The sequence below is a fragment of the Rhodococcus sp. C-2 genome (assembly GCF_027854095.1).
GTDB lineage: Bacteria > Actinomycetota > Actinomycetes > Mycobacteriales > Mycobacteriaceae > Rhodococcus_F > Rhodococcus_F qingshengii.
The window spans coordinates 75,383-95,608 of the sequence record NZ_JAQGFI010000017.1 but is presented as its reverse complement, the minus strand read 5'-3'; the positions used below and the strand labels follow the sequence as shown (position 1 = coordinate 95,608).

The following is a 20,226-nucleotide window of genomic DNA, read 5'->3' as shown; positions in this document are numbered from 1 at the left end:
ACTGCGTGCACAGATACGGCTACAAGTTGGCTGCTCTGGGCTTGGCTGCGGCGATCGTCGGGGTCATCGCGTTGTCGGTCGCGTCTTTCAACCAGGTGTTTGTCGCTCGCGTCCCGATCACGGTGATCGCGGAGCGCGCGGGGCTCGTGATGGATCCGGGCGCGCGGGTGAAGATGGCCGGGGTGACCGTGGGCTCGGTGGAGTCCATCACGCCGACTGACGACGCCACCGCACAACTGTCGTTGTCGATCGATCCCGAAGCGCTCGAATCGATTCCGTCAAACGTGAATGTGGCGATCACGTCGAACACGGCCTTCGGCGCGAAGTTCGTCAGCCTGTCCTCGCCGGAGCAGCCGAGTAGTGCGCGACTTGCCGCCGGAGCGACGATCGACGCATCCCGGGTGACCGTCGAGCTGAACACGGTGTTCGAGAAACTCACCACCGTGCTCCGGACGGTGGACCCGGGCAAACTCGATTCGACATTGGGTGCCCTCTCGACTGCTCTGCAAGGACGCGGCGAACGGCTCGGGGTCGCACTCGAACAAGCAGATTCCTCCTTGCTCGAATTCAACACTGCACGTGAGGCTCTCGATCATGTGTTGACGGACCTGCCAGCCGTCACGCAGACCTACCGCGACGCTGTTCTCGACTTGACGGACACCCTCGACTCGCTCACGACGACGGGATCCACTGTTCTCGACGAGCAGCAGAATCTTGATCTCCTCTTGCTCAACGTGATCGGGCTGGCCCGCACCGGCGAGGACATACTGGGAGCCAACGCCGACGGCGTCGACACCGTTCTGTCGTTACTGCGGCCGACCACCGCACTGCTCGAGGAATACTCCCCGGTGATTCCCTGCATGTTCCACGGACTGCAGGAGAGCAAGAAGATCGGCGACGGCGCCTACAACGGACAACCAGGAATCAAGATGTCGATCGGTCTGATCGCCGGAACCGAACCGTACCGATATCCCGACGACCTCCCGAAGGTCGCGGCAACAGGTGGCCCGCAGTGTATGGGCCTTCCACTGCGCGACCCGAACGTCAATGCTCCGTACCTGGTGACCGACACCGGGGTGAATCCGTTTGCGCCCGAGCGTCAGCCGAATGGTGGGCAACCGATGAACACGGTCCCGGATCTGATGAGCTACCTGTTCGGGACGGAGATCCGATGAAAGTTCGTGGGTACACCGTCAAGTTCGGAATTTTTGTTCTGGTGATGATCCTCGTCAACGCCGGGCTGATCCTCGTGTTCGGCCAGATGCGAGGTGGCGACGCGAGGTCGTACTCGGCGGAGTTCGTCAACGCCTCCGGGCTCAGAGCCGGCGACAAGGTGCGCATCGCCGGTGTGCCGGTCGGTTCTGTCGGCTCCGTCGAATTCGGTGGGAATCACCGTGCCCACGTGAGTTTCAGTGTGGATACGGGTGACACCGTGACCGTATCGACCAGAGCCGCTGTTCGATATCAGGATCTGGTGGGTAATCGATACCTCGAATTGCTCGACGATCCGGGGATCGCGGAACCGCAACCGGAGGGCGAGAGCATCCCCGTCGATCGCACCGCACCGGCACTCGACCTCGATGCGCTACTCGGTGGTTTCAAGCCGCTGTTTCAAGCCCTGGACCCGGAGCAGGTCAACGCGTTGTCGATGTCCTTGCTCGAGGTGTTTCAAGGCCAGTCCGGAACTGTGGCATCGGTGCTGGCGCACACCGGATCGATTACGAACACTCTCGCAGACCGCGACCAACTGATCGGTCGAGTGATCGGCAACCTCGACGGTGTGCTCAGCGAATTGCGCAGCCGCGGTGGTCAGTTCAGTGACACTCTCGATCACCTACAACAGCTGGTCAGCGGGCTCGCGGCGGACCGGGAGATGATCGGGACTGCCGTCGAGAGTGTGAACACCGCATCAGGCACCTTCGCCGATCTCCTCGCCGGAGTTCGCCCGGACATCGCGGGAAACCTGTCGAAGCTGGACGCAAGCCTGAATCCGCTGATCGAGCAACAGAGTGAGCTCGATCGGATTCTCGCGTCCATGCCCTCGAACTACAAGCAGCTGATCCGAGTCGGCTCGTACGGGTCGTTCTTCAACTTCTATCTGTGCGGAATCGCACTGAAGGTCGACGGTGCCGACGGTACGCCGCTCACTGTCGACCTGGTGGATCAGACGACCGGAAGGTGCGCACCACGATGAGAGAGATGGCACAGAGCCAGGCCGTACGCGTGGGGGTCGTGGGATTGGTCGTCACGGCCGCCGTCGTATTGGCATCGCTCCAGTATCAGAATCTGCAGTTCCTGAAATCGAGTGTCGGGTACAGCGCGGTGTTCGCCGACGCCAGCGGTCTCGCGCCGGGAGACGAAGTCAACGCCGCCGGAGTGAAGATCGGAACGGTGGATCGGATCGAGGTCGAGCACGGACTCGCGCGCGTGGATTTCACACTGGAAGGCTCGATCGGTTTGGGAGAAAGCACATCGGCGGCCGTCACCACGATGTCGTTGCTCGGCAAGCGAGCGGTATCGCTCGATCTGGACGGTCCGGGAAGGATCGCGGTCGGCGGCGAGATCCCGGTCGAGCGAACAAGATCGGCGTACTCGCTGCCCGACGTGCTCGGTGACCTCACCACGACGGTCGAGGACATCGATCTCGACCAACTCTCCGAATCGCTCGACGCAGTGGGGCAGGTGATGTCCGACAGTGCGCCGAACCTGAGGCCGGCGCTGGACGGTGTCGCACGGATCTCCGACAGCGTCAATAGACGCGACGACATGTTGCGCACCTTGCTGTCCGATGCAAACGACGTCGCCGGGACGCTGGCCGAGCGTGGACCACAGGTCAACGCGCTACTCGTCGACGGCAACGCCTTGTTGGGAGAACTGGATCGGCGACAGGCGGCGCTGGGGGAAGTGATCACGAACATCTCGGCGTTGTCGACCCAGCTGAGCGGACTCGTCCACGACAACGAGGCGCAATTGCAGCCGGTCCTCGGCAAACTCGACACGGTTGTCGGAATTCTGCAGAACAACAAGGACAACCTTTCTCAGGGAATCGACGGTCTCGGTACGTACGTGGGCACGCTCGGTGACACCGTGGCCAGCGGCCCCTTCTACTACGCCTACGTTCAGAACCTGGTGCCAGCGCAATACACCCAACCGTTGATCAACGCGATGTTCGGGCTACCACCTGCGCCGCTACCGATTCCGGAGGTTCGATGATGGGTGCCTTACGAGTTCGCAAACCGGTGAACTGGCGTCGAATCGCCGTCGTTGGTGGAAGCGTCATCGGTGCGGCGATCGTCGTCGTGTCGGGATACCTTGCGGTGCAACATCTGCGCTACTACAACGTGACGGCCTACTTCACCTCGACGACCGGTCTGTATGTCGGTGACGACGTTCGTGTCGTGGGAGTCGACGTCGGCCGCGTCACCGCGATCGCCCCACAGGGAGATCGAATGCGCGTCGAACTGAAATTGGCGCGCGAGGTTCCCGTCGCCGAGGACGCGAAAGCGGTGATCGTTGCCCAGTCGCTGGTCTCGGCCCGCTTCGTGCAGTTGACGCCGGCGGTGACGGACGGCGCCGACGCACTGAATGACGGTGCGGAGATCCCACTCGACAGAACGGCCGTCCCGGTCGAGTGGGACCAGATCAAGGAACAGCTGGGCCGGGCTGCCGATGCTTTGGGTCCCGTCGGGGACGATCGCGGTCCCGCCGCCAACTTCCTCGACGGTGCCGGATCCGCACTGGCCGGCAACGGGGAAGCGCTGGGGCGCTCGGTGACCGAACTCTCGGAGGCTATGAGCACACTCGACGAAGGCGGAGCCGATCTGTTCGGCACCATCCGCGGCCTGCAGACCTTCACGACCGCACTCGCCGCAAGCGACGAACAGATCGTTCAGTTCCAAGGACGACTGGCAAATGTCTCGAGTGTGCTCGCCGAGAGCCGGACGCAATTGGCTCCGGCTCTCGCCGATCTGGACGCCGCCGTCGTCGACGTACAGCGGTTCGTCGAACAGAACCGAACCGGCTTGACGGAGCAGATCGCGAAGTTGGCCGACGTGTCCCAGGTACTGGTCGACAAGCGCGCAGGCCTCGAGAAGGTACTGCATCTGGCTCCGACAGCGTTGTCGAACTACTACAACGTCTACCGGCCGGCCCAAGGAGCGATGGTGGGTGTGCCCGCATTCCAGAACGTCGGCAACCCGATCGACTTGATCTGCGGCGGAATCGCCGGCCTGGCCAACGACACCTCGAAGAAGGGCGCGGATTTGTGCATCGAATACCTCGGCCCGTTGCTCAACACGATCAAGGCCAACTACCCGGACCTGAGCATCAATCCGACCCGGGCGCTCGGCGCTCTTCCGGACCAACTGGTGTACAGCGAGCCTGATCTGGAACCGACTGGCGCCTTGAGCTTTCCGATCATGCCCCCGGCGCCTGACCTGGCCGGACTGCTCATGCCGTCGACAGGATCACGATGACTGGCCGCCGGTGGGGAACAGTGTGTGTGGCGGCGAGCACCGTGCTCGTTCTGGCGGGTTGCCAATGGAGCGGGCTGAATTCGGTTTCGCTGCCAGGCGCGGCCGGGCGCGGTGAGGGGAGTTTCGCAGTCGTGATCGAGATGCCGGACGTCACGTCGATCAGTCCCAACTCTCCGGTCATGGTCAACGACGTGACAGTCGGAAGTATCAGTGCGATCGAGACCGACAACTGGCACGCACGGGTGACGGTTGCGCTCGACGGCTCGGTGTCGCTGCCGGCCAACGCGACTGCCACGATCGGCCAAACCAGTCTGCTCGGATCCAAACACGTCGCGCTCGCGCCGCCCACCGAGGTGGCGCCGGAAGGGCGGTTGTCGGAGGGATCCGTGATTCCCCTTGCATCGGCCAGTGTCTATCCCACCACCGAGGAAGCGTTGACCGCACTGTCCTTGGTGCTCAACGGCGGTGGGCTGGCCCAGATTCACAGCATCACCACGGAACTGAACACTGCTCTCGGCGGACGGACGGATGCGGCGCGCGACCTGCTGAGCCAGATGGACACCGTGACCGAGACACTCGACCGTCAACGCGAGGCGATAGTCACGACCATGGAGAATCTCGACGTGTTCGCCGGCGAGATCACGGCTCAGCGAGACGTTCTCGGTGAGGCGTTGGAGACCCTCGATCCAGCCTTGGCGGAACTGAGCGCCCAACGAGTCGACCTGACCACCGCCCTCGATGCGGTCGGCAGGTTCGGGGACGTCGGGACCGATCTGGTCGACCGGACCCGCGACGATCTGAAAGCCAATTTGAGCTCCTTGGAATCGACGCTGCAGAAGGTGGTCGAAACAGGACCGGACCTGATCAACAATTTGGGCAACCTGAGTACCTTCCCCTTCCCCCAGACGACCATCGACGACGGAATGCGCGGCGATTACACCAATCTGTGGGCGCTGATCGACCTCACGAGTAATCGTCTCCAGTCGGGGCTCGGCTTCGGCACTCCGTTCGGGGCGCCGCAAACACCCGTGGAGAGCGGAATCCTGGTAGATCCCTTGACCGCCCCACTCGGCACAGGGCAGCCCGGCCCACTTGGCACAGCGCAGCCCGCCCAGGGAGGTGGACGATGATTCTCACGAAGCTGGTGCGAAGGCAATTGACGATCTTCGCGATCCTGGCGGTGATAGGCATGAGCGCAGCGGCTATCTCGTACCTGAGAGTTCCGACCATGCTCGGAATCGGGCGCTATTCGGTGACAGTCGAACTGCCGGACGCCGGTGGCCTGTATCGGAACGCGAACGTGACCTATCGCGGCGACACCATCGGTCAGGTCAGGTCGGTGCGTCTGTCTCCGGGAGTGGTACGCGCCGAATTATCTTTGGAGAGTGCGGTTCCCGTTCCCTCCAGCGGGCTCGCAGTAGCGGTGCGAAGTGTGTCGGCCATCGGCGAGCAATACGTCGACATGCAACCGAGAACCGCGGACGGACCCTTTCTGGCCGACGGAGACGTGATCGGCCCTGACGCTGTCACGATCCCGACCGAGATCGGACCGGTCCTCGATCAGGCGCAGGCGATGCTCGCATCGGTACCGCAGGACAAGTTGCGGTCGGTGATCGACGAGTCCGCGGCAGCATTCGGTGGCAGGGGAGAGGACCTGGCTCGTCTGCTGGATTCGACCACCTCGTTCGTCGATCAGATGTCTGCTGCCACAACCCCGGCCACGACGCTCGTACAGCAGTTGGATCCGCTCCTGCAGACACAGGTGGTGACGGGCGATCAGATTCGCCAGTGGGCGTCCAGTGTCGCTCAACTCAGTGGACAGTTGGAGGTCGCCGACGGGTCCGTGCGCAATATCCTCGAGACCGGACCGGGCTTCGCGACTGAAGCCGACCTGCTGTTTCAAGGCCTCAAACCCACTTTGCCTGTGCTGCTTGCCAATTTCACCAGCACCGCTCAGGTGGCTTTGACGTACAACGCCGGTTTGGAGCAGGTGCTCGTCATCTTGCCGCCACTGGTCGCGGCACAGGAAACCGTCGTACAACGCGGGCAGGTGGACGGCGCCGCGAACGTCAACTTCCATCTCCAAGCGCAGGACCCTGCGGCGTGCTCGACCGGTTACCTTCCTGCCGATCAGCGACGGGACCCGACCCAGACGAGTGTGCCGGACACCCCGGCTGATCTGTACTGCAAAGTGCCACAGAAGTCGGTCTTCGCCGTTCGTGGATCTCGGAACATTCCCTGCATGGAGGTACCGGGCAAACGAGCACCGAGCCCGGAGATCTGCCGGAGCCCCGAAGCGTACGTGCCGTCGGGGACCAATGCGCCCGGCGAGTTGTACACCGGGCCTGACGGAGTCGACTATCAACACACGGAGTTGGCTCCGGCTGACTCCGGCCCGGGGGAGGGTGAGCCGTGGCAACAGTTGCTGACGCCGACGAATCGCTGAGAGGTGAGGTGCTGGATCCGGTCGGAGGGAAGCGCGGTGTACTCACTGCCCTGGTCTGGATTGCACTCGCGGCTCTGAGCGTCGTTGTCGTCTTCGGTTGTCTGGCAGTTCGATCGGACCGCGCGCGAGAGTCCCAGCGTCAAGAGTACGTCGACGGTGCGGTCGCAGGAGCCCTCGCTCTGATCGACGTTCACTCCGCCACAGTCGACGAGGACCTCGAGACACTGCAGTCGCTGAGTACGGGAACCTTTGCCGACGAACTGAAGTCCGGCGAATCTGCGTTCGTCGCGTCCATCCGTGATTTTGCCGTCGATTCCGACGGGCGTGTCGACACCGCAGCCTTGGCATCGGAATCCGGTAACTCGGGGGTGGTGCTGATCGCGGCATCTGCTCAGGTCGGCAATTCAGCGGGAGAGTCTTCGGCGCGCACCTACCGTCTGCGCGTCGGTGTCGAGGACGTCGACGGGCGGGTACTGATGTCGAGTGTGGAGTTCGTGCCGTGAAGCGCATGGTCATAGCGCTTGCAGCGTTGGTCTTGATGGGAGTCGGCGGCACTGCGATCTGGAGTCACCACCGTTCGGGGGACGCTGAAACCGCACGTGCCGAGGTGATCGGTGTGGCGCCCACGCTCGTCGAGAAGCTCTTGAGCTACAACAGCGATACCGTCGACGACGATCTCGCACGAGCGGCCGAAGGCGCCGGCGGATCGTTTCAGGACAGTTTCACCGAATTCGGATCGAAAACAGTTGCCCCACAGTCGAAGGAGCAGGGAATCAGCACGAAAGCCCGAGTCGTCGATGTCGGTGTGCTCTCCGTTGCCGCGGACCGCGCGGAAGTGCTCGTGTTCGTCGATCAGATCACGACGAGTACCGCGCGGCCGGCACCAGCGTCGACGTCGAGCCGAGTCGAGGTGACACTCGATCGAGTCGACGGCACATGGCTGGTGAGTGCCATGACCCCCATCTAGTGAAGGTTGTCGCGGCCCGCCATGATCAGCCTGGCAGTGACTTCGAGCCGGTCTGCGATCTGCGAATAGGACTCGTAACCCATGCCGGCTCGAACAAGCGCTCCGGACCAGGAGATTTCGAGTGCTTCGAGTACGTCGGGATCGTATGACGGCCCCAGCGCCTCGATGAGCCGCTCGCGGATGTTCTTGCCGATACGTCCCCGAAGGTGTTCGACGTCGGGATCATTGCCCATCATCGCCGTGGTCACGGCCGCGGCCAGCTCCGGTTCGTCGGAAACGAGGAGTGCGACGCTTCGAAGGACCGAGCAGACCTGCGCTTCTCGTTCCGCCTCGGGGGAGGGCTCGTGCGGTACCGCGTCGAGTCGGCGCCAGAACAGTTCTGCCACAAGGTGACTCTTGGACGAAAAATAGGTGTATGCCGTGGCTGCGGCGACACCGGCTTCCGCTGCCACCATTCGTACAGTCAGATCGGCAAACCCTTTGTCGCGCAGGACCGTGATCGCTGCCGCGGTCAATCGATCGACGGTTTCGGCTTGCTGCTGTGTGAGCCGTCGACGAGTGGACTCGAACTTGGTCTTACCAGACATGTGTCCAGACACTACGGGATCAGACCGGTGCGAGCAAAGTGTGCGCTATCGCTGCTCGTTCTCGCTCCCGCTCGGTGTCATGTCTCGCTCCCGCTCGGTGGGACAGAATTTCGAACCCCCGCGATCGCTAAGTCCATGTGTTAGAACGATTTCTAGAACATGTTCGGAAACTGTGCCCAGAATCAGAGAGGCTGACGATGACGAAGTGGGACGAGACGTGCGACGTACTCGCTGTGGGATCAGGCGGCGGACTCACCGGCGCGTACACGGCAGCCCGCGAAGGCCTCGACGTCATTGCGATCGAAGCAACCGACAAGTACGGCGGAACAACGGCGTACTCGGGCGGCGGCGGAATGTGGTTCCCGTGCAACGCCGTTCTTCGTCGGGGCGGGGACGACGACACCATCGAGGATGCGCTGGAGTACTACCGATCAGTGGTGGGTGATCGTACGCCCGCCGACGTTCAGGAAGCCTACGTTCGAGGTGGCGCCGGGTTGATCGACTACCTCGAAGAGGACTCGAACTTCGAGTTTCAGATACTGCCGTGGCCCGACTACTTCGGTGAAGAGCCCAAGGCTCGAGCGAGTGGACGGCACATTGTTCCCAAGCCGATGAACGCGAACAAGATGGGTGCCCTTCGTGATTCGCTTCGTCCGCCGCTGGCGACGGAACGGCTGGGGGAGAAGTTGCCGAAGTACCTCGTCGGCGGCCAGTCGTTGATCGGTCGATTCCTGTTGGCTCTTGCGGAACTCCCGAACGCCACCATGCACCTGAAGACCACTCTCGAAGAATTGGTCGTCGAGGACGGATCGGTCGTCGGCGCGGTCGTCGACCGAGATGGTCGGCGTCGAACCATTCAGGCACGCAGAGGAGTGATCCTCGCCGCCGGTGGATTCGAGCAGAACGAGACCATGCGTGCCGAATTCGGTGTCCCCGGATCCGCTCTCGACACGATGGGCTGCCCCGGCAACCTCGGGAAGGCACACCAGGCGGCCATCGCCGCGGGCGCCGACACCGACCTCATGGGAGAGGCCTGGTGGTCGCCGGGACTGACCCATCCGGATGGCCGCTCCGCGTTTGCGCTGTGGTTCACCGGCGGAATCTTCGTGGACGACGACGGTCGCCGATTCGTCAACGAATCAGCGCCGTACGACCGCTTGGGTCGCGCGGTCATCGAACACATGCGGGCAGGGAAAGTAACCACGCCGTACTGGATGATCTACGACAACAGCGAAGGCGCAGTGCCGCCGGTGAAGGCGCCCAACGTACCCATGGCACAGACGGAGCAGTATGTGGATGCGGGGTTGTGGAAGAGTGCACAGACACTCGAAGACCTCGCTGCCCAGATCGATGTTCCCGCAGCGGAACTGGTGGAGACCGTGAAGCGATTCAACGCGTTTGCGGCGACTGGCGTCGACACGGACTTCGGTCGAGGAGACGCTGCGTACGACCGCGCCTTCTCCGAGGGGGCTTCGCCGCTCGTACCGATCGACCAAGGGCCGTTTCACGCTGCCGCGTTCGGCATCTCCGACCTCGGGACCAAAGGTGGTCTACGGACCGACGCGACCGGGAGGGTGCTCAAAGCCGACGGTACGGCGATTGCCGGGTTGTACGCGGCGGGGAACACGATGGCAGCGGCCAGCGGGACTACGTACCCCGGCGGTGGAAACCCGATCGGAGCGAGCATGCTGTTCAGTCACTTGGCTGCTCTCGACCTCGCGAAGCTGCCGTCTTGATCATCAGTCGCGCGTCTCGGGGATGGGGTCAGGCCTTGCCGAGTCCGGCGGCGATTCCCTTGTCCAGTTGGGTGAGCATTGCTGTACCCAACGACGAAAGCTGGGCGACCTGGCGATCGTCGAGGCCCTCGAAGAGGAGACCTTGAACTGAGGCGACGTGCGGCGGTGCGGCCGCGACCACCTTTGCCATTCCCTCGTCGGTGAGCACTGCGTTGGAGCCGCGGCTGCCACGAATGACTTCCCGTTTCACCCAGCCGGCCTTCTCCATCTTCGTGATCACGTGCGAGAGGCGGGACAGGGACGCGTTCGCGCGCTGGGCCAGTACCGACAACTGGAGCTTGTGGTCGGGGGCGTCCGAGAGTGCCGCGAGTACGAAGTATTCGAAGTGTGTGAGTGCCGAATCGCGTTGTAGTTGAGTGTCGAGTGCGGCAGGCAACCGTGTCACGAGAGCGATCAGTGTCAGCCATGCTTCTTGCTGCTCGGCTGTGAGCCACTTCGTCTGAGACTGCGCGTCGGGCTGCGCGGTCGGTTCACTCATCGGTGACTTCTCCTTCGGGTCGAGCATTCTTCGTGCACGGAGCGTGCTTGTGTACAGCGTCTCAGACGCATGTCCAGAAGAATCCTGCGGGGAATAGTTGCGGGACGCAAGTGTTGAGTTCTATATTAGGTTGAACCTTCAACTTACGACGAATGTCTATCCCGAGGAGTCCGTATGTCCACCACAACCATGCCTGCGCTGTATCTCAGCCACGGTGCTCCGCCGCTGGTGGACAGCGCGTTGTGGGTCGACCAGTTGGGGGCGTGGGCCGGCGATCTTCCGCGGCCGACGGCAATCCTCGTCGTATCGGCGCACTGGGAATCAGCACCGCTGACGATCGGATCGACGACCACGGGCACCCCGCTCATCTACGACTTCGGTGGTTTTCCCGAGAGGTTCTACCGCGCGAAGTACAACTCTCCCGGCGCTCCGGAACTCGCCGCCCAGGTTGCCGCGTTGATGCCGGACAACGAACGCGTGGTTCAGCAGCCGAATCGGGGCCTGGATCACGGTGCCTACGTGCCGCTCACGGTGATGTACCCGGACGCAGACATCCCGGTACTGCAAATTTCGCTGCCCACCCTCGATCCCGAGCGTTTGCTCCATCTCGGACAGCGCCTACGGCCACTCCGTGAGCAAGGTGTACTGATCGTGGGATCCGGATTCACCACGCACGGGCTACCGTTCCTGCGCGATCCGTCACCGGAGGCGCAGGCCCCGGGATGGTCGGCGGAATTCGACGCGTGGGCAGGGGAGAGGTTCGCTGCCGGTGACGTCGATTCCTTGATCGACTTCCGCGCTCAAGCTCCCGGGATGCCGTATGCGCATCCGACCATCGAGCACTTCGCCCCGTTGTTCGTCACGCTCGGTGCGTCATCCGATCCGGAACAGGTGCCCACCCAGGTGATCGACGGATTCTGGATGGGGCTTGCGAAGCGCTCGATTCAGGTCGCGTAGAGATTTCAAATCGCGCAGAGAATCAGGTCGCCCAGGTGGGTCAGCTTCGATTGCGAAGGAACTCGAGCGCCTGGTCGCCGTGGGTGTTGGCGCGTAGTTCACTCGAGATGACTTTGAGGACGGTGCGGTCGGTGTCGATCACGAAGGTCGAGCGTTTGACCGGAGCCAACTTGCCCAGGAGTCCGCGCTTGACGCCGAACTGTTCGGCTACCTTGCCGTCGGTGTCGGCGAGTAGGGGGTAGTCGAAGGATTGTGCGGTGGCAAAGGTGGACTGAGCTTCGACCGTATCGGTGCTGATGCCCGCTCGCGAAGCGCCCACCGCGGCGAATTCGCTGCCGAGGTCACGGAAGTGGCACGCCTCGGCGGTGCACACCGGCGTCGAGGCTGCCGGGTAGAAGAAGAGGACCAGGGGTCCGTTCTCGAGCAGGCTCGTCAGCGAGCGCGGAGTCCCGTCCTGGTCGGGCAGTGAGAAATCGGGAGCGAGTTGGCCTGGTTTCATTCGGCCGAGGTTACCCGCGCACGACGGCCACATGGGGGAGCCTGGGATGATGGAGGCATGCACGGCGAGCCCACCTCCATGTCCGCACGGTCATCCGACACCGCGATCGTCGGTGACGCGTCCGATTCCACCACGACCCGGGAGCAGTTCCGAGCTCTCGCAGCTGAGCACCGGGTCGTTCCGGTCACTCGGAAAGTGTTGGCGGACTCCGAAACTCCGCTCTCGGCGTACGAGAAGTTGGCCGGCAATCGTCCCGGCACCTTCTTGCTCGAGTCGGCCGAGAACGGTCGTTCGTGGTCGCGGTGGTCGTTCATCGGCGTCGGGAGTCCGGCTGCACTGACCGTCGTGGACGGAGAGGCGGCCTGGTACGGCAACGTTCCGGCCGGCGCTCCGGCCGGCGGCGACCCGATCGACGCGCTCGGTGCCACCCTCGAGCTGCTTCGTTCGGAGCGGCTGCCCGACCTGCCCCCGCTGACCGGCGGAATGGTCGGATTCCTCGGCTACGACGCGGTGCGGCGCCTCGAGAGATTGGGTGACTCCGCGGTCGACGACCTGCAGATCCCCGAGATGGTCATGCTGCTTGCCGCCGACATCGCCGCAGTCGATCACCACGAAGGGGCGATCACCCTCATCGCCAATGCCGTCAACTGGGACGGCACGGACGAGCGCGTCGACACGGCGTACGACGACGCAGTCGCCAGGTTGGACGCGATGACTCGTGCTCTCGCGGCGCCGGCGAAATCGACGGTGTCGACATTTTCGAAAGCGACTCCGAACTACCGTCGTCAGCGCACCACCGAGAGCTTCGGTGTCGATGTCGAAAAGTTGATCGGCGACATCGAAGCGGGCGAGGCATTCCAGGTAGTTCTCTCGCAGCGATTCGAGATCGATTGCACTGCAGCACCGATCGACGTGTACCGGATGCTGCGAGCGTCGAACCCCAGCCCGTACATGTATCTGCTCAACGTGCCGAACGGTGATGGAGAGACGGCGTTTTCGATCGTCGGTTCGAGCCCGGAAGCACTGGTAACCGTCGCCGAGGGCGTCGCGACAACACACCCGATCGCTGGAACCAGATGGCGCGGTGCCACAGAGGAGGACGACATCCTGCTCGAGAAAGATCTCCTCGCCGACGAGAAGGAAAACTCCGAGCACCTCATGCTCGTCGATCTGGGGCGAAACGATCTGGGTCGTGTCTGTCGCCCGGGCACGGTGAAGGTGCACGACTACCGGCACATCGAGCGGTACAGCCACGTGATGCATCTCGTATCGACGGTCACCGGACATCTGGCCGAGGGAAAGCACGCTCTCGACGCCGTCACCGCATGCTTCCCCGCTGGAACCCTCTCGGGGGCACCCAAGGTCCGAGCGATGCAGCTGATCGAAGAACTGGAACCGACCAGGCGCGGTATCTACGGCGGCATCGTCGGCTACCTCGACTTCGCCGGCGACGCCGACACCGCGATCGCGATCCGAACGGCATTGATCAAGGACGGGATCGGATACGTCCAGGCGGGCGCCGGCGTCGTCGCCGACTCGGATCCGGTCTACGAGGACACCGAGGCCCGCAACAAGGCGATGGCAGTGCTGAGCGCGATTGCGTCGGCGCACACCCTGCGCACCATCGGAGGTGACGATCAGTGAGTGAGAACGAGTCGAGTGCAGCGGAGCCTACAAGCGCGTCTCGTGGCACCGCCGTGCCGAGAACGCTTCTGCTGGCGTTGTCGGCAGCAGCTCTGTGGGGCAGCTCACGAATGACGTGGGTTCATCTGACCTCGAGCGACGGCAAGACGCTGGAGAGGACGACGGATCTCGACGGCAGCACCTGGGCGGCGGCGATGACTCCGCTCGCGCTCGCGCTTCTGGCGGCGATCGCGGCGTCGTTTGCGGTGCGAGGTTGGGCACTTCGGGTAGTCGGACTGTTGGTTGCCCTCGTCGCCGTCGCGGTAGCGGTTCCGGCAGTGCAGTTGTTGGTGTCCGGAGCCTCTGCGGACCGAGCGGTGGAGTTGGCCGAGTTGTCCGGTCACCCGGAAGATCTCTCGACGACTGTTTCGGTACTGCCTGCCTTGCTTGCGTTGCTCGGAGCGGTGGCGGCGCTCGGCGCGGCAGTACTTCTGATGCGCAAACCTCCAGTGCGAGGCGGGTTGTCGTCGAAATACGACAACCCTGCCGCGCGCCGCGAGGCCGCGGCCAAGCTTGGTCAGGGAGACAAACCTGCATCGGACGAGCCTGTGACACAACGGATGTTGTGGGATGCGCTCGACGCCGGAGAGGACCCGACAGCGACTGACAGGGACGACGGAGTTGGGGGAGACAACGGCGCGAAACCGGGGTCGTCCCACTGAGTAAGACTGAACCCTCACCTGCGTGGGTACCCCGACGGAGTAGCAAAATTTCGTCCCACTAGGCTGAGACCACCCTGATGACGTATCTCACATCGGGCTCTTGCCCAGAAAGGATTCGGGCCACGATGACCGTACTCGACTCGATTCTCGACGGGGTGCGCGCTGACGTCGCCGCCCGCGAAGCCGTACTCGACTTCGCTGCAGTCAAGGCTGCTGCGGCCGCTGCACCGCCTGCACTCGATGCTGCAGCAGCACTTCTGGAATCGAGCATCGGCGTCATCGCCGAGGTCAAGCGAGCGAGCCCGTCAAAGGGTGCGTTGGCCGACATTGCCGATCCCGCTGAGCTTGCCGCGGCGTATCAAGCCGGTGGCGCACGCATCATCAGTGTTCTCACCGAAGAGCGCCGTTTTCACGGCTCGTTGGCCGACCTGGACGCAGTCCGTAAAGCGGTCACCATTCCGGTGCTCCGCAAGGACTTCATCGTGGGGCCGTACCAGATTCACGAGGCTCGCGCTCACGGCGCCGACGTCATCTTGCTGATCGTCGCGGCACTCGAGCAGCAGGCGCTCGCCTCGTTGATCGATCGCACCGAATCTCTGGGAATGACTGCCCTCGTCGAGGTGCACACCGAGGAAGAAGCCAACCGCGCGCTCGAAGCCGGCGCCAAGGTGATCGGTGTGAACGCCCGCAATCTCAAGACTCTCGAGGTGGACAAGAACACCTTCGGTCGCATCGCTCCCGGTCTTCCGACCGAGACGATCAAGATTGCCGAGTCCGGTGTTCGCGGAACTGCCGATCTGTTGGCGTACGCCGGGGCGGGCGCCGACGCAGTGCTCGTCGGTGAAGGCCTCGTGACCAGCGGCGACCCTCGCAAGGCCGTCGCAGATCTGGTCAATGCAGGTGCGCACCCGTCCTGCCCCAAACCGTCTCGATAAATCGCTTCACCCGCCCGGCGTGCTTTGATGCACCCGGGCGGTGACCAGCGACACCGTTGGGGCAGACTGGTGGGGTGACTTCACGTACTCAGGAACCAGGCTCCGGTGCAATATTCAAGGGCGGCAATCTGCCGCCGGCCAGCGCGGGACTCACCGAGCGCTCCCACGATCCCGACGCCGGAGGCCATTTCGGCGTCTACGGCGGACGGCATGTGCCGGAAGCCCTCATGGCGGTTATCGACGAAGTCACTGCGGAGTACGAAAAGGCTCGAGCGGACGACACGTTCTTGAACGAACTCGACCGCTTGCAGCGCGATTACACCGGGCGCCCGTCGCCGATTTTCGAGGCAACGCGAATGAGCGAGTTCGCCGGCGGTGCGCGCATCCTTCTCAAGCGTGAAGATCTGAACCACACCGGTTCTCACAAGATCAACAACGTTCTCGGTCAGGTTCTGCTGGCAAAGCGTATGGGCAAGACCCGCATCATCGCCGAGACCGGAGCGGGCCAGCACGGTGTGGCATCGGCCACCGCCTGTGCACTGCTCGGTCTCGAGTGCGTCATCTACATGGGTGCTGTCGACACCGAACGTCAAGCACTGAACGTCGCGCGCATGCGACTTCTCGGCGCGGAGGTCGTCTCGGTCGAGACCGGTTCGCGCACGCTCAAGGACGCGATCAACGAAGCCTTGCGCGACTGGGTTTCCCACGCGGACAACACCTATTACTGCTTCGGTACCGCGGCAGGCCCGCACCCGTTCCCCACCATCGTTCGGGACTTCCAGCGAGTGGTCGGCCTCGAAACACGCGTCCAGGTTCAGGCACTGACCGGCCGCCTGCCCGATGCAGTCACAGCCTGCGTCGGAGGCGGCTCCAACGCAATCGGAATCTTCCACCCGTTCATCGACGATCTGTCGGTACGGCTGGTTGGCTACGAAGCAGCCGGCGACGGTGTCGAAACCGGAAGGCATGCAGCAACGTTCGCCGGCGGTACCCCTGGCGCATTCCAGGGTGCCTACTCGTACCTGCTCCAGGACGAAGACGGTCAGACCATCGAATCGCACTCGATCTCTGCTGGTCTGGACTACCCGGGCGTCGGACCCGAGCACGCTTACCTGAGCGATATCGGGCGCGCGACCTACGAACCCGTCACCGACAGTGAAGCCATGGATGCGCTGCTGCTGCTCTCACGCCGCGAGGGCATCATCCCGGCCATCGAATCGGCCCACGCCGTCGCCGGCGCACTCCGACTGGGCAAAGAACTCGGTGAGGGCGCGATCATCGTCGTCAATCTCTCCGGTCGCGGTGACAAGGACATGGACACCGCCGCAAGCTGGTTCGGTCTTTTCGACGGCGCCTCAGGTCAGGCAGCCGCTCCGGATGATGCAGCAGACGAGAACGACAACACGGAAGGCTCGGACAAGTGAGCGAACGACCATCACGCCTCGCACCCACCTTTGCCGCGTGCAAGGCTGACAAGCGTGCCGCCCTCGTCGGTTACCTGCCTGCCGGTTATCCGACCGTTCCCGAATCGATCGACGTGTTCAAGGCGATGGTCGACGGCGGCTGCGACATCATCGAAGTCGGTGTCGCGTATTCCGATCCGGTCATGGACGGTCCGACCATCCAGCGTGCAGCCGAAACCGCACTCACCAACGGCGTTCGCCTTCGCGACATCTTCACCGTGATCGAGCAGATCAGTTCGGTCGGCGGCAAGGCCGTCGTGATGACCTACTGGAACCCGGTACTGCAGTACGGCGTCGACAAGTTCGCACGAGACCTCGCTTCCGCCGGCGGGCTCGGACTGATCACCCCCAACCTCATTCCGGAAGAAGCCGGCGCCTGGATGGAAGCATCCGAGGAGCACCACCTCGACCGGATCTTCCTTGTCGCTCCGTCCTCGACGGAAGAACGACTCGCGATGACACTCGATGCGAGTAGTGGATTCATCTACGCGGCCTCGACGATGGGTGTCACCGGCGCTCGCGACGCCGTGTCTTCGATGGCTCCGGAACTGACCGCACGAATCCGCGCGCATTCCGACATTCCCGTCGGCGTCGGATTGGGAGTTCGCTCCGGCGCACAGGCTGCCGAAATCGCGGCATACGCCGATGCCGTCATCGTCGGCTCGGCTCTGGTCTCCGCCGTCGAGAACGGCCTGGGAGCGGTTCGCTCGCTCACCGAAGAACTCGCCGAGGGCGTCCGCTCGGCTACCGTGGCGTCGTGACCTCAACTGTGGACCTGCTGGCCTATATCCCCAGCCCGCCCCAAGGCGTCTGGTACGTCGGACCGGTGGCGCTTCGCGCCTACGCGCTCTTCATCATCCTCGGAATCATCGTCGCGATCGTGTGGGGAGATCGTCGTTGGGTCGCCCGCGGCGGCGAGAAGGGGACCGTTCTCGACATCGCGATCTGGGCCGTTCCCTTCGGTCTGATCGGTGGCAGGCTCTACCACGTTTTGACCGACTGGCCCGCTTATTTCGGCGAGAACGGTCAGCCACTCGACGCACTCAAGGTGTGGCAGGGAGGCCTCGGAATCTGGGGAGCAGTGTTCCTCGGCGGCATCGGTGCGTGGATCGGCTGCCGTCGACGCGGCATTCCGGTGTCCGCGCTCGGTGATGCGATTGCGCCCGGAATCTTGCTCGCGCAGGCCATCGGTCGTATCGGCAACTACTTCAACCAGGAGTTGTACGGTCGCGAGACCACCGTCCCGTGGGGCCTCGAGATCTTCGAGCGTGTGAACTCTTCCGGCCAGCTCGATCAACTGGCAGGTGTCTCCAACGGAGAAGTCATTCGGGTCGTTCATCCGACGTTCCTCTATGAAGCTGTGTGGAACGTCCTGATCGTGATCCTGCTGGTCCTCGTCGACCGCCGATTCAAGATCGGCCACGGACGCCTATTTGCTCTGTACGTCGCGGGCTATTGCCTGGGCCGGTTCGTCGTCGAACTGATGCGCGACGATTTCGCCTATGAGATCGCCGGCATTCGCGTCAACACATTCACTTCGGGGATCGTGTTCTTCGCCGCACTGGCCTACTTCTTCCTGGCGAAGAAGGGTCGTGAGGATCCGGCTGATTTGAAGTCGAAGGACTACGTCGCTGCGGTAGCTGCCGGCGAAGCAGGAGTCGCGGCGCCAGTTACCGAAACTGATTCGGCGAAGGCCGATGCTGAAGATTCTGAATCCGATGCTGCTGAATCCGCTTCCAGTGAGGCAAGCGCCTCCACGGCAGCGTCGGATGAGTCGTCGGACGCGGTGAAGCTGTCGAAGAAAGACAAGCCGTGACAGGTCCCTATTCGCAGGGGGGATTCCCCGAGGATCAGGGACCGGTCTACGGCGCGCCCAATCCGTACGGATATCAGCAGCCATTGCCGCCTCCATCGATGTACGGGTTCGGAGATCCCTACGCCCCGTACGGTCGGCACCCGGTAACCGGGGAACCGTATTCCGACAAGTCGAAGGCCACCGCTGGACTGTTGCAGATCTTGCTGGGCTTCTTCGGAATCTGTGGAGTCGGGCGCCTCTATATCGGAAGTGTCGGCATCGGATTGTGCCAACTGCTCGGCATGTTCTTCGCGCTGTTCATGTCGGCGTTCCTCATCGGAATTCCATTTGCGATCGGAATCTGGATCTGGGCGTTCGTCGACGGCATCGTGATACTTTCGGGCAATGCGCGGGACGGTGCTCGCCGGCCATTGCGAGGATGAGTCGCGAGCGCGAACCGAGGAAACATGTGTGGGGGACTGGCCTCGAGAAGGTCGAACCTTCTCGAAGTCCGATAACAAAAGCTATTACGTACCGTCGTCGAATCGAAGGAAAGTACGTTGCCTAACTTGAACAAGAATCCGGAACCTTCCGAGTCGGGGGACTCGTCTGGATCACAGCCGCCGGTTCCACCGCAGTTCGGGTCGCCGTTCGACTACGACGCGACGGCGGATGCGTCGTTGACGGAAACCTCGGCACCCACCGAAAAGACGCCGTCGACGGAGACCACCGGCACCGGTCCAGGCTGGGACACGTATTCGGGAGTCGGAAACGGTCCGGGGTGGGGAAACCACCCCATCTACCCGCCGCCGACCGGAACCGAATCGACCACAGCGTTTCCCGCTGCCGATTCTGATTCCACCCCGAATCAGCCGACAGCGCCGTACACGTCGCAGGAAAGTTACGCCGCCCAGAACTATCCGGCGCCTGACTACTCGAGCCCGACCCAAACCCCGACGGACGGTCCCGTCTACGGTGCACCGGCAGATCAAACTCCGAATCCCTACGCGGCTCCGCCGCAGGGCTACCCCCAGCCGGGATACTCACAGCCGGGATACTCACAGCCGGGTTACGGTCAGCCTCAGGGGTACCCACAAGCTCAGGGTTATCCTCAGCCTGGCTACGGCCTGGTCGACCCGTCCGCACCATACGGACGTGACCCGATGACCGGTGAACCGTACTCGGACAAGTCGAAGACGACTGCCGGATTGCTGGGCATTCTGCTCGGCGGATTCGGTGCAGGACGTTTTTATCTCAACCAGCCCGGCATGGCTGTCGCACAGATCGCGGTCACTTGGTTGACGTGTGGAATCGGTGGCATCTGGCCGCTCATCGACGGAATCATGATGTTGACCGGCAGTGTGCGCGATCAGTACAACCGCCCTTTGCGTAGCTGATCGAAACGACCGTCGGCAAGTGTGACCCCCTGATGCCTCGGTATCAGGGGGTCACCGTTTTGCTCTCGCGACCTGCGGTTATGGGC

Annotated in this window: 21 protein-coding genes; 18 read left to right on the top strand and 3 right to left on the bottom strand. The window is 63.1% G+C overall.

Annotation, left to right across the window (positions count from 1 at the left end; genetic code table 11):
- Positions 1-5 precede the first annotated feature (5 nt).
- Genes PCS43_RS29380 through PCS43_RS29345 form a run of 8 tightly spaced genes read left to right on the top strand, consistent with a single transcriptional unit; the run spans position 6 to position 7,888 of the window.
- Positions 6-1,175: an MCE family protein gene (locus PCS43_RS29380; RefSeq protein ID WP_209908790.1), complete on the top strand. Its 1,170-nt coding sequence runs from the start codon at positions 6-8 to the stop codon at positions 1,173-1,175.
- Entirely contained in the window at positions 1,172-2,194 is a 1,023-nt protein-coding gene (locus tag PCS43_RS29375) for an MCE family protein (protein WP_007728666.1), read from the top strand. Before PCS43_RS29380 ends, PCS43_RS29375 begins: the two co-directional genes overlap by 4 nt.
- Positions 2,195-2,199: 5 nt before the next feature.
- Complete coding sequence (locus PCS43_RS29370; RefSeq protein WP_116058133.1) at positions 2,200-3,213, top strand: MCE family protein; 1,014 nt, start codon at positions 2,200-2,202, stop codon at positions 3,211-3,213.
- Positions 3,213-4,475: an MCE family protein gene (locus tag PCS43_RS29365; protein ID WP_209908786.1), complete on the top strand. Its 1,263-nt coding sequence runs from the start codon at positions 3,213-3,215 to the stop codon at positions 4,473-4,475. The genes PCS43_RS29370 and PCS43_RS29365 overlap by 1 nt, the downstream gene beginning before the upstream one ends.
- Positions 4,472-5,605, top strand: a complete 1,134-nt coding sequence (locus tag PCS43_RS29360; protein ID WP_193604548.1) for an MCE family protein — start codon at positions 4,472-4,474, stop codon at positions 5,603-5,605. Before PCS43_RS29365 ends, PCS43_RS29360 begins: the two co-directional genes overlap by 4 nt.
- A complete protein-coding gene (locus PCS43_RS29355) occupies positions 5,602-6,921 on the top strand; it encodes an MCE family protein (protein ID WP_209908783.1) in 1,320 nt (439 codons plus the stop codon). The genes PCS43_RS29360 and PCS43_RS29355 overlap by 4 nt, the downstream gene beginning before the upstream one ends.
- Positions 6,888-7,424, top strand: coding sequence for a hypothetical protein (locus tag PCS43_RS29350; protein ID WP_257216604.1), 537 nt, complete (start codon positions 6,888-6,890; stop codon positions 7,422-7,424). The genes PCS43_RS29355 and PCS43_RS29350 overlap by 34 nt, the downstream gene beginning before the upstream one ends.
- Before the next feature lie 5 nt (positions 7,425-7,429).
- Positions 7,430-7,888, top strand: coding sequence for a hypothetical protein (locus PCS43_RS29345; RefSeq protein ID WP_202427395.1), 459 nt, complete (start codon positions 7,430-7,432; stop codon positions 7,886-7,888).
- On the opposite strand, the gene PCS43_RS29340 is transcribed toward PCS43_RS29345, so the two are convergent.
- Positions 7,885-8,475 carry a TetR/AcrR family transcriptional regulator gene (locus PCS43_RS29340; protein WP_003943994.1) on the bottom strand — a complete coding sequence of 197 codons (591 nt, stop codon included), beginning with the start codon at positions 8,473-8,475 and terminating at the stop codon, positions 7,885-7,887. The genes PCS43_RS29345 and PCS43_RS29340 overlap by 4 nt on opposite strands.
- 197 nt (positions 8,476-8,672) lie before the next feature.
- Between PCS43_RS29340 and PCS43_RS29335 the strand changes: the two genes are divergently transcribed.
- Complete coding sequence (locus tag PCS43_RS29335; protein ID WP_209908780.1) at positions 8,673-10,211, top strand: FAD-binding protein; 1,539 nt, start codon at positions 8,673-8,675, stop codon at positions 10,209-10,211.
- A 28-nt stretch (positions 10,212-10,239) separates the two neighbouring features.
- Here PCS43_RS29335 and PCS43_RS29330 read toward each other — a convergent pair whose 3' ends face one another.
- On the bottom strand, positions 10,240-10,749 hold the full coding sequence (locus PCS43_RS29330; RefSeq protein ID WP_030536759.1) for a MarR family winged helix-turn-helix transcriptional regulator: 510 nt from the start codon (positions 10,747-10,749) through the stop codon (positions 10,240-10,242).
- A gap of 174 nt (positions 10,750-10,923) precedes the next feature.
- Between PCS43_RS29330 and PCS43_RS29325 the strand changes: the two genes are divergently transcribed.
- Positions 10,924-11,706 (top strand): dioxygenase family protein, encoded by a 783-nt coding sequence (locus PCS43_RS29325; protein WP_003944012.1) that lies wholly within the window; start codon positions 10,924-10,926, stop codon positions 11,704-11,706.
- Between the two features lie 40 nt (positions 11,707-11,746).
- Here PCS43_RS29325 and PCS43_RS29320 read toward each other — a convergent pair whose 3' ends face one another.
- Positions 11,747-12,205, bottom strand: coding sequence for a peroxiredoxin (locus PCS43_RS29320; protein ID WP_007728696.1), 459 nt, complete (start codon positions 12,203-12,205; stop codon positions 11,747-11,749).
- Positions 12,206-12,262: 57 nt separating this feature from the next.
- Here PCS43_RS29320 and PCS43_RS29315 point away from each other — a divergent pair, with 57 nt between their 5' ends.
- From PCS43_RS29315 to PCS43_RS29280, 8 genes are all read left to right on the top strand, one after another.
- Positions 12,263-13,849: an anthranilate synthase component I gene (locus tag PCS43_RS29315; protein ID WP_007728697.1), complete on the top strand. Its 1,587-nt coding sequence runs from the start codon at positions 12,263-12,265 to the stop codon at positions 13,847-13,849.
- A complete protein-coding gene (locus tag PCS43_RS29310; RefSeq protein WP_209908776.1) occupies positions 13,846-14,550 on the top strand; it encodes a TIGR02234 family membrane protein in 705 nt (234 codons plus the stop codon). The genes PCS43_RS29315 and PCS43_RS29310 overlap by 4 nt, the downstream gene beginning before the upstream one ends.
- A gap of 125 nt (positions 14,551-14,675) precedes the next feature.
- A complete protein-coding gene (gene trpC / locus PCS43_RS29305) occupies positions 14,676-15,485 on the top strand; it encodes an indole-3-glycerol phosphate synthase TrpC (protein WP_003944016.1) in 810 nt (269 codons plus the stop codon).
- A gap of 74 nt (positions 15,486-15,559) precedes the next feature.
- The gene (gene trpB, locus PCS43_RS29300; protein WP_007728699.1) at positions 15,560-16,909 is read left to right on the top strand and encodes a tryptophan synthase subunit beta; all 1,350 of its coding nucleotides are present in this window, start codon (positions 15,560-15,562) and stop codon (positions 16,907-16,909) included.
- Positions 16,906-17,709: a tryptophan synthase subunit alpha gene (trpA, locus tag PCS43_RS29295; RefSeq protein WP_003944010.1), complete on the top strand. Its 804-nt coding sequence runs from the start codon at positions 16,906-16,908 to the stop codon at positions 17,707-17,709. Before trpB ends, trpA begins: the two co-directional genes overlap by 4 nt.
- Positions 17,706-18,764: a prolipoprotein diacylglyceryl transferase gene (lgt, locus tag PCS43_RS29290; protein WP_172403549.1), complete on the top strand. Its 1,059-nt coding sequence runs from the start codon at positions 17,706-17,708 to the stop codon at positions 18,762-18,764. Before trpA ends, lgt begins: the two co-directional genes overlap by 4 nt.
- Positions 18,761-19,186, top strand: a complete 426-nt coding sequence (locus tag PCS43_RS29285; RefSeq protein WP_030536756.1) for a TM2 domain-containing protein — start codon at positions 18,761-18,763, stop codon at positions 19,184-19,186. Before lgt ends, PCS43_RS29285 begins: the two co-directional genes overlap by 4 nt.
- Positions 19,187-19,312: 126 nt before the next feature.
- Positions 19,313-20,140 carry a TM2 domain-containing protein gene (locus PCS43_RS29280; RefSeq protein WP_058037526.1) on the top strand — a complete coding sequence of 276 codons (828 nt, stop codon included), beginning with the start codon at positions 19,313-19,315 and terminating at the stop codon, positions 20,138-20,140.
- Positions 20,141-20,226: the final 86 nt, after the last annotated feature.

Bases quoted from the DNA above. Each gene is read 5' to 3' on its own strand.
- PCS43_RS29375 (WP_007728666.1), top strand. From the start codon at position 1,172: ATGAAAGTTCGTGGGTACACCGTCAAGTTCGGAATTTTTGTTCTGGTG.
- PCS43_RS29370 (WP_116058133.1), top strand. From the start codon at position 2,200: ATGGCACAGAGCCAGGCCGTACGCGTGGGGGTCGTGGGATTGGTCGTC.
- PCS43_RS29365 (WP_209908786.1), top strand. From the start codon at position 3,213: ATGGGTGCCTTACGAGTTCGCAAACCGGTGAACTGGCGTCGAATCGCC.
- PCS43_RS29360 (WP_193604548.1), top strand. From the start codon at position 4,472: ATGACTGGCCGCCGGTGGGGAACAGTGTGTGTGGCGGCGAGCACCGTG.
- PCS43_RS29355 (WP_209908783.1), top strand. From the start codon at position 5,602: ATGATTCTCACGAAGCTGGTGCGAAGGCAATTGACGATCTTCGCGATC.
- PCS43_RS29345 (WP_202427395.1), top strand. From the start codon at position 7,430: ATGGTCATAGCGCTTGCAGCGTTGGTCTTGATGGGAGTCGGCGGCACT.
- PCS43_RS29340 (WP_003943994.1), bottom strand. From the start codon at position 8,475: ATGTCTGGTAAGACCAAGTTCGAGTCCACTCGTCGACGGCTCACACAG.
- PCS43_RS29335 (WP_209908780.1), top strand. From the start codon at position 8,673: ATGACGAAGTGGGACGAGACGTGCGACGTACTCGCTGTGGGATCAGGC.
- PCS43_RS29330 (WP_030536759.1), bottom strand. From the start codon at position 10,749: ATGAGTGAACCGACCGCGCAGCCCGACGCGCAGTCTCAGACGAAGTGG.
- PCS43_RS29325 (WP_003944012.1), top strand. From the start codon at position 10,924: ATGTCCACCACAACCATGCCTGCGCTGTATCTCAGCCACGGTGCTCCG.
- PCS43_RS29320 (WP_007728696.1), bottom strand. From the start codon at position 12,205: ATGAAACCAGGCCAACTCGCTCCCGATTTCTCACTGCCCGACCAGGAC.
- PCS43_RS29315 (WP_007728697.1), top strand. From the start codon at position 12,263: ATGCACGGCGAGCCCACCTCCATGTCCGCACGGTCATCCGACACCGCG.
- trpC (WP_003944016.1), top strand. From the start codon at position 14,676: ATGACCGTACTCGACTCGATTCTCGACGGGGTGCGCGCTGACGTCGCC.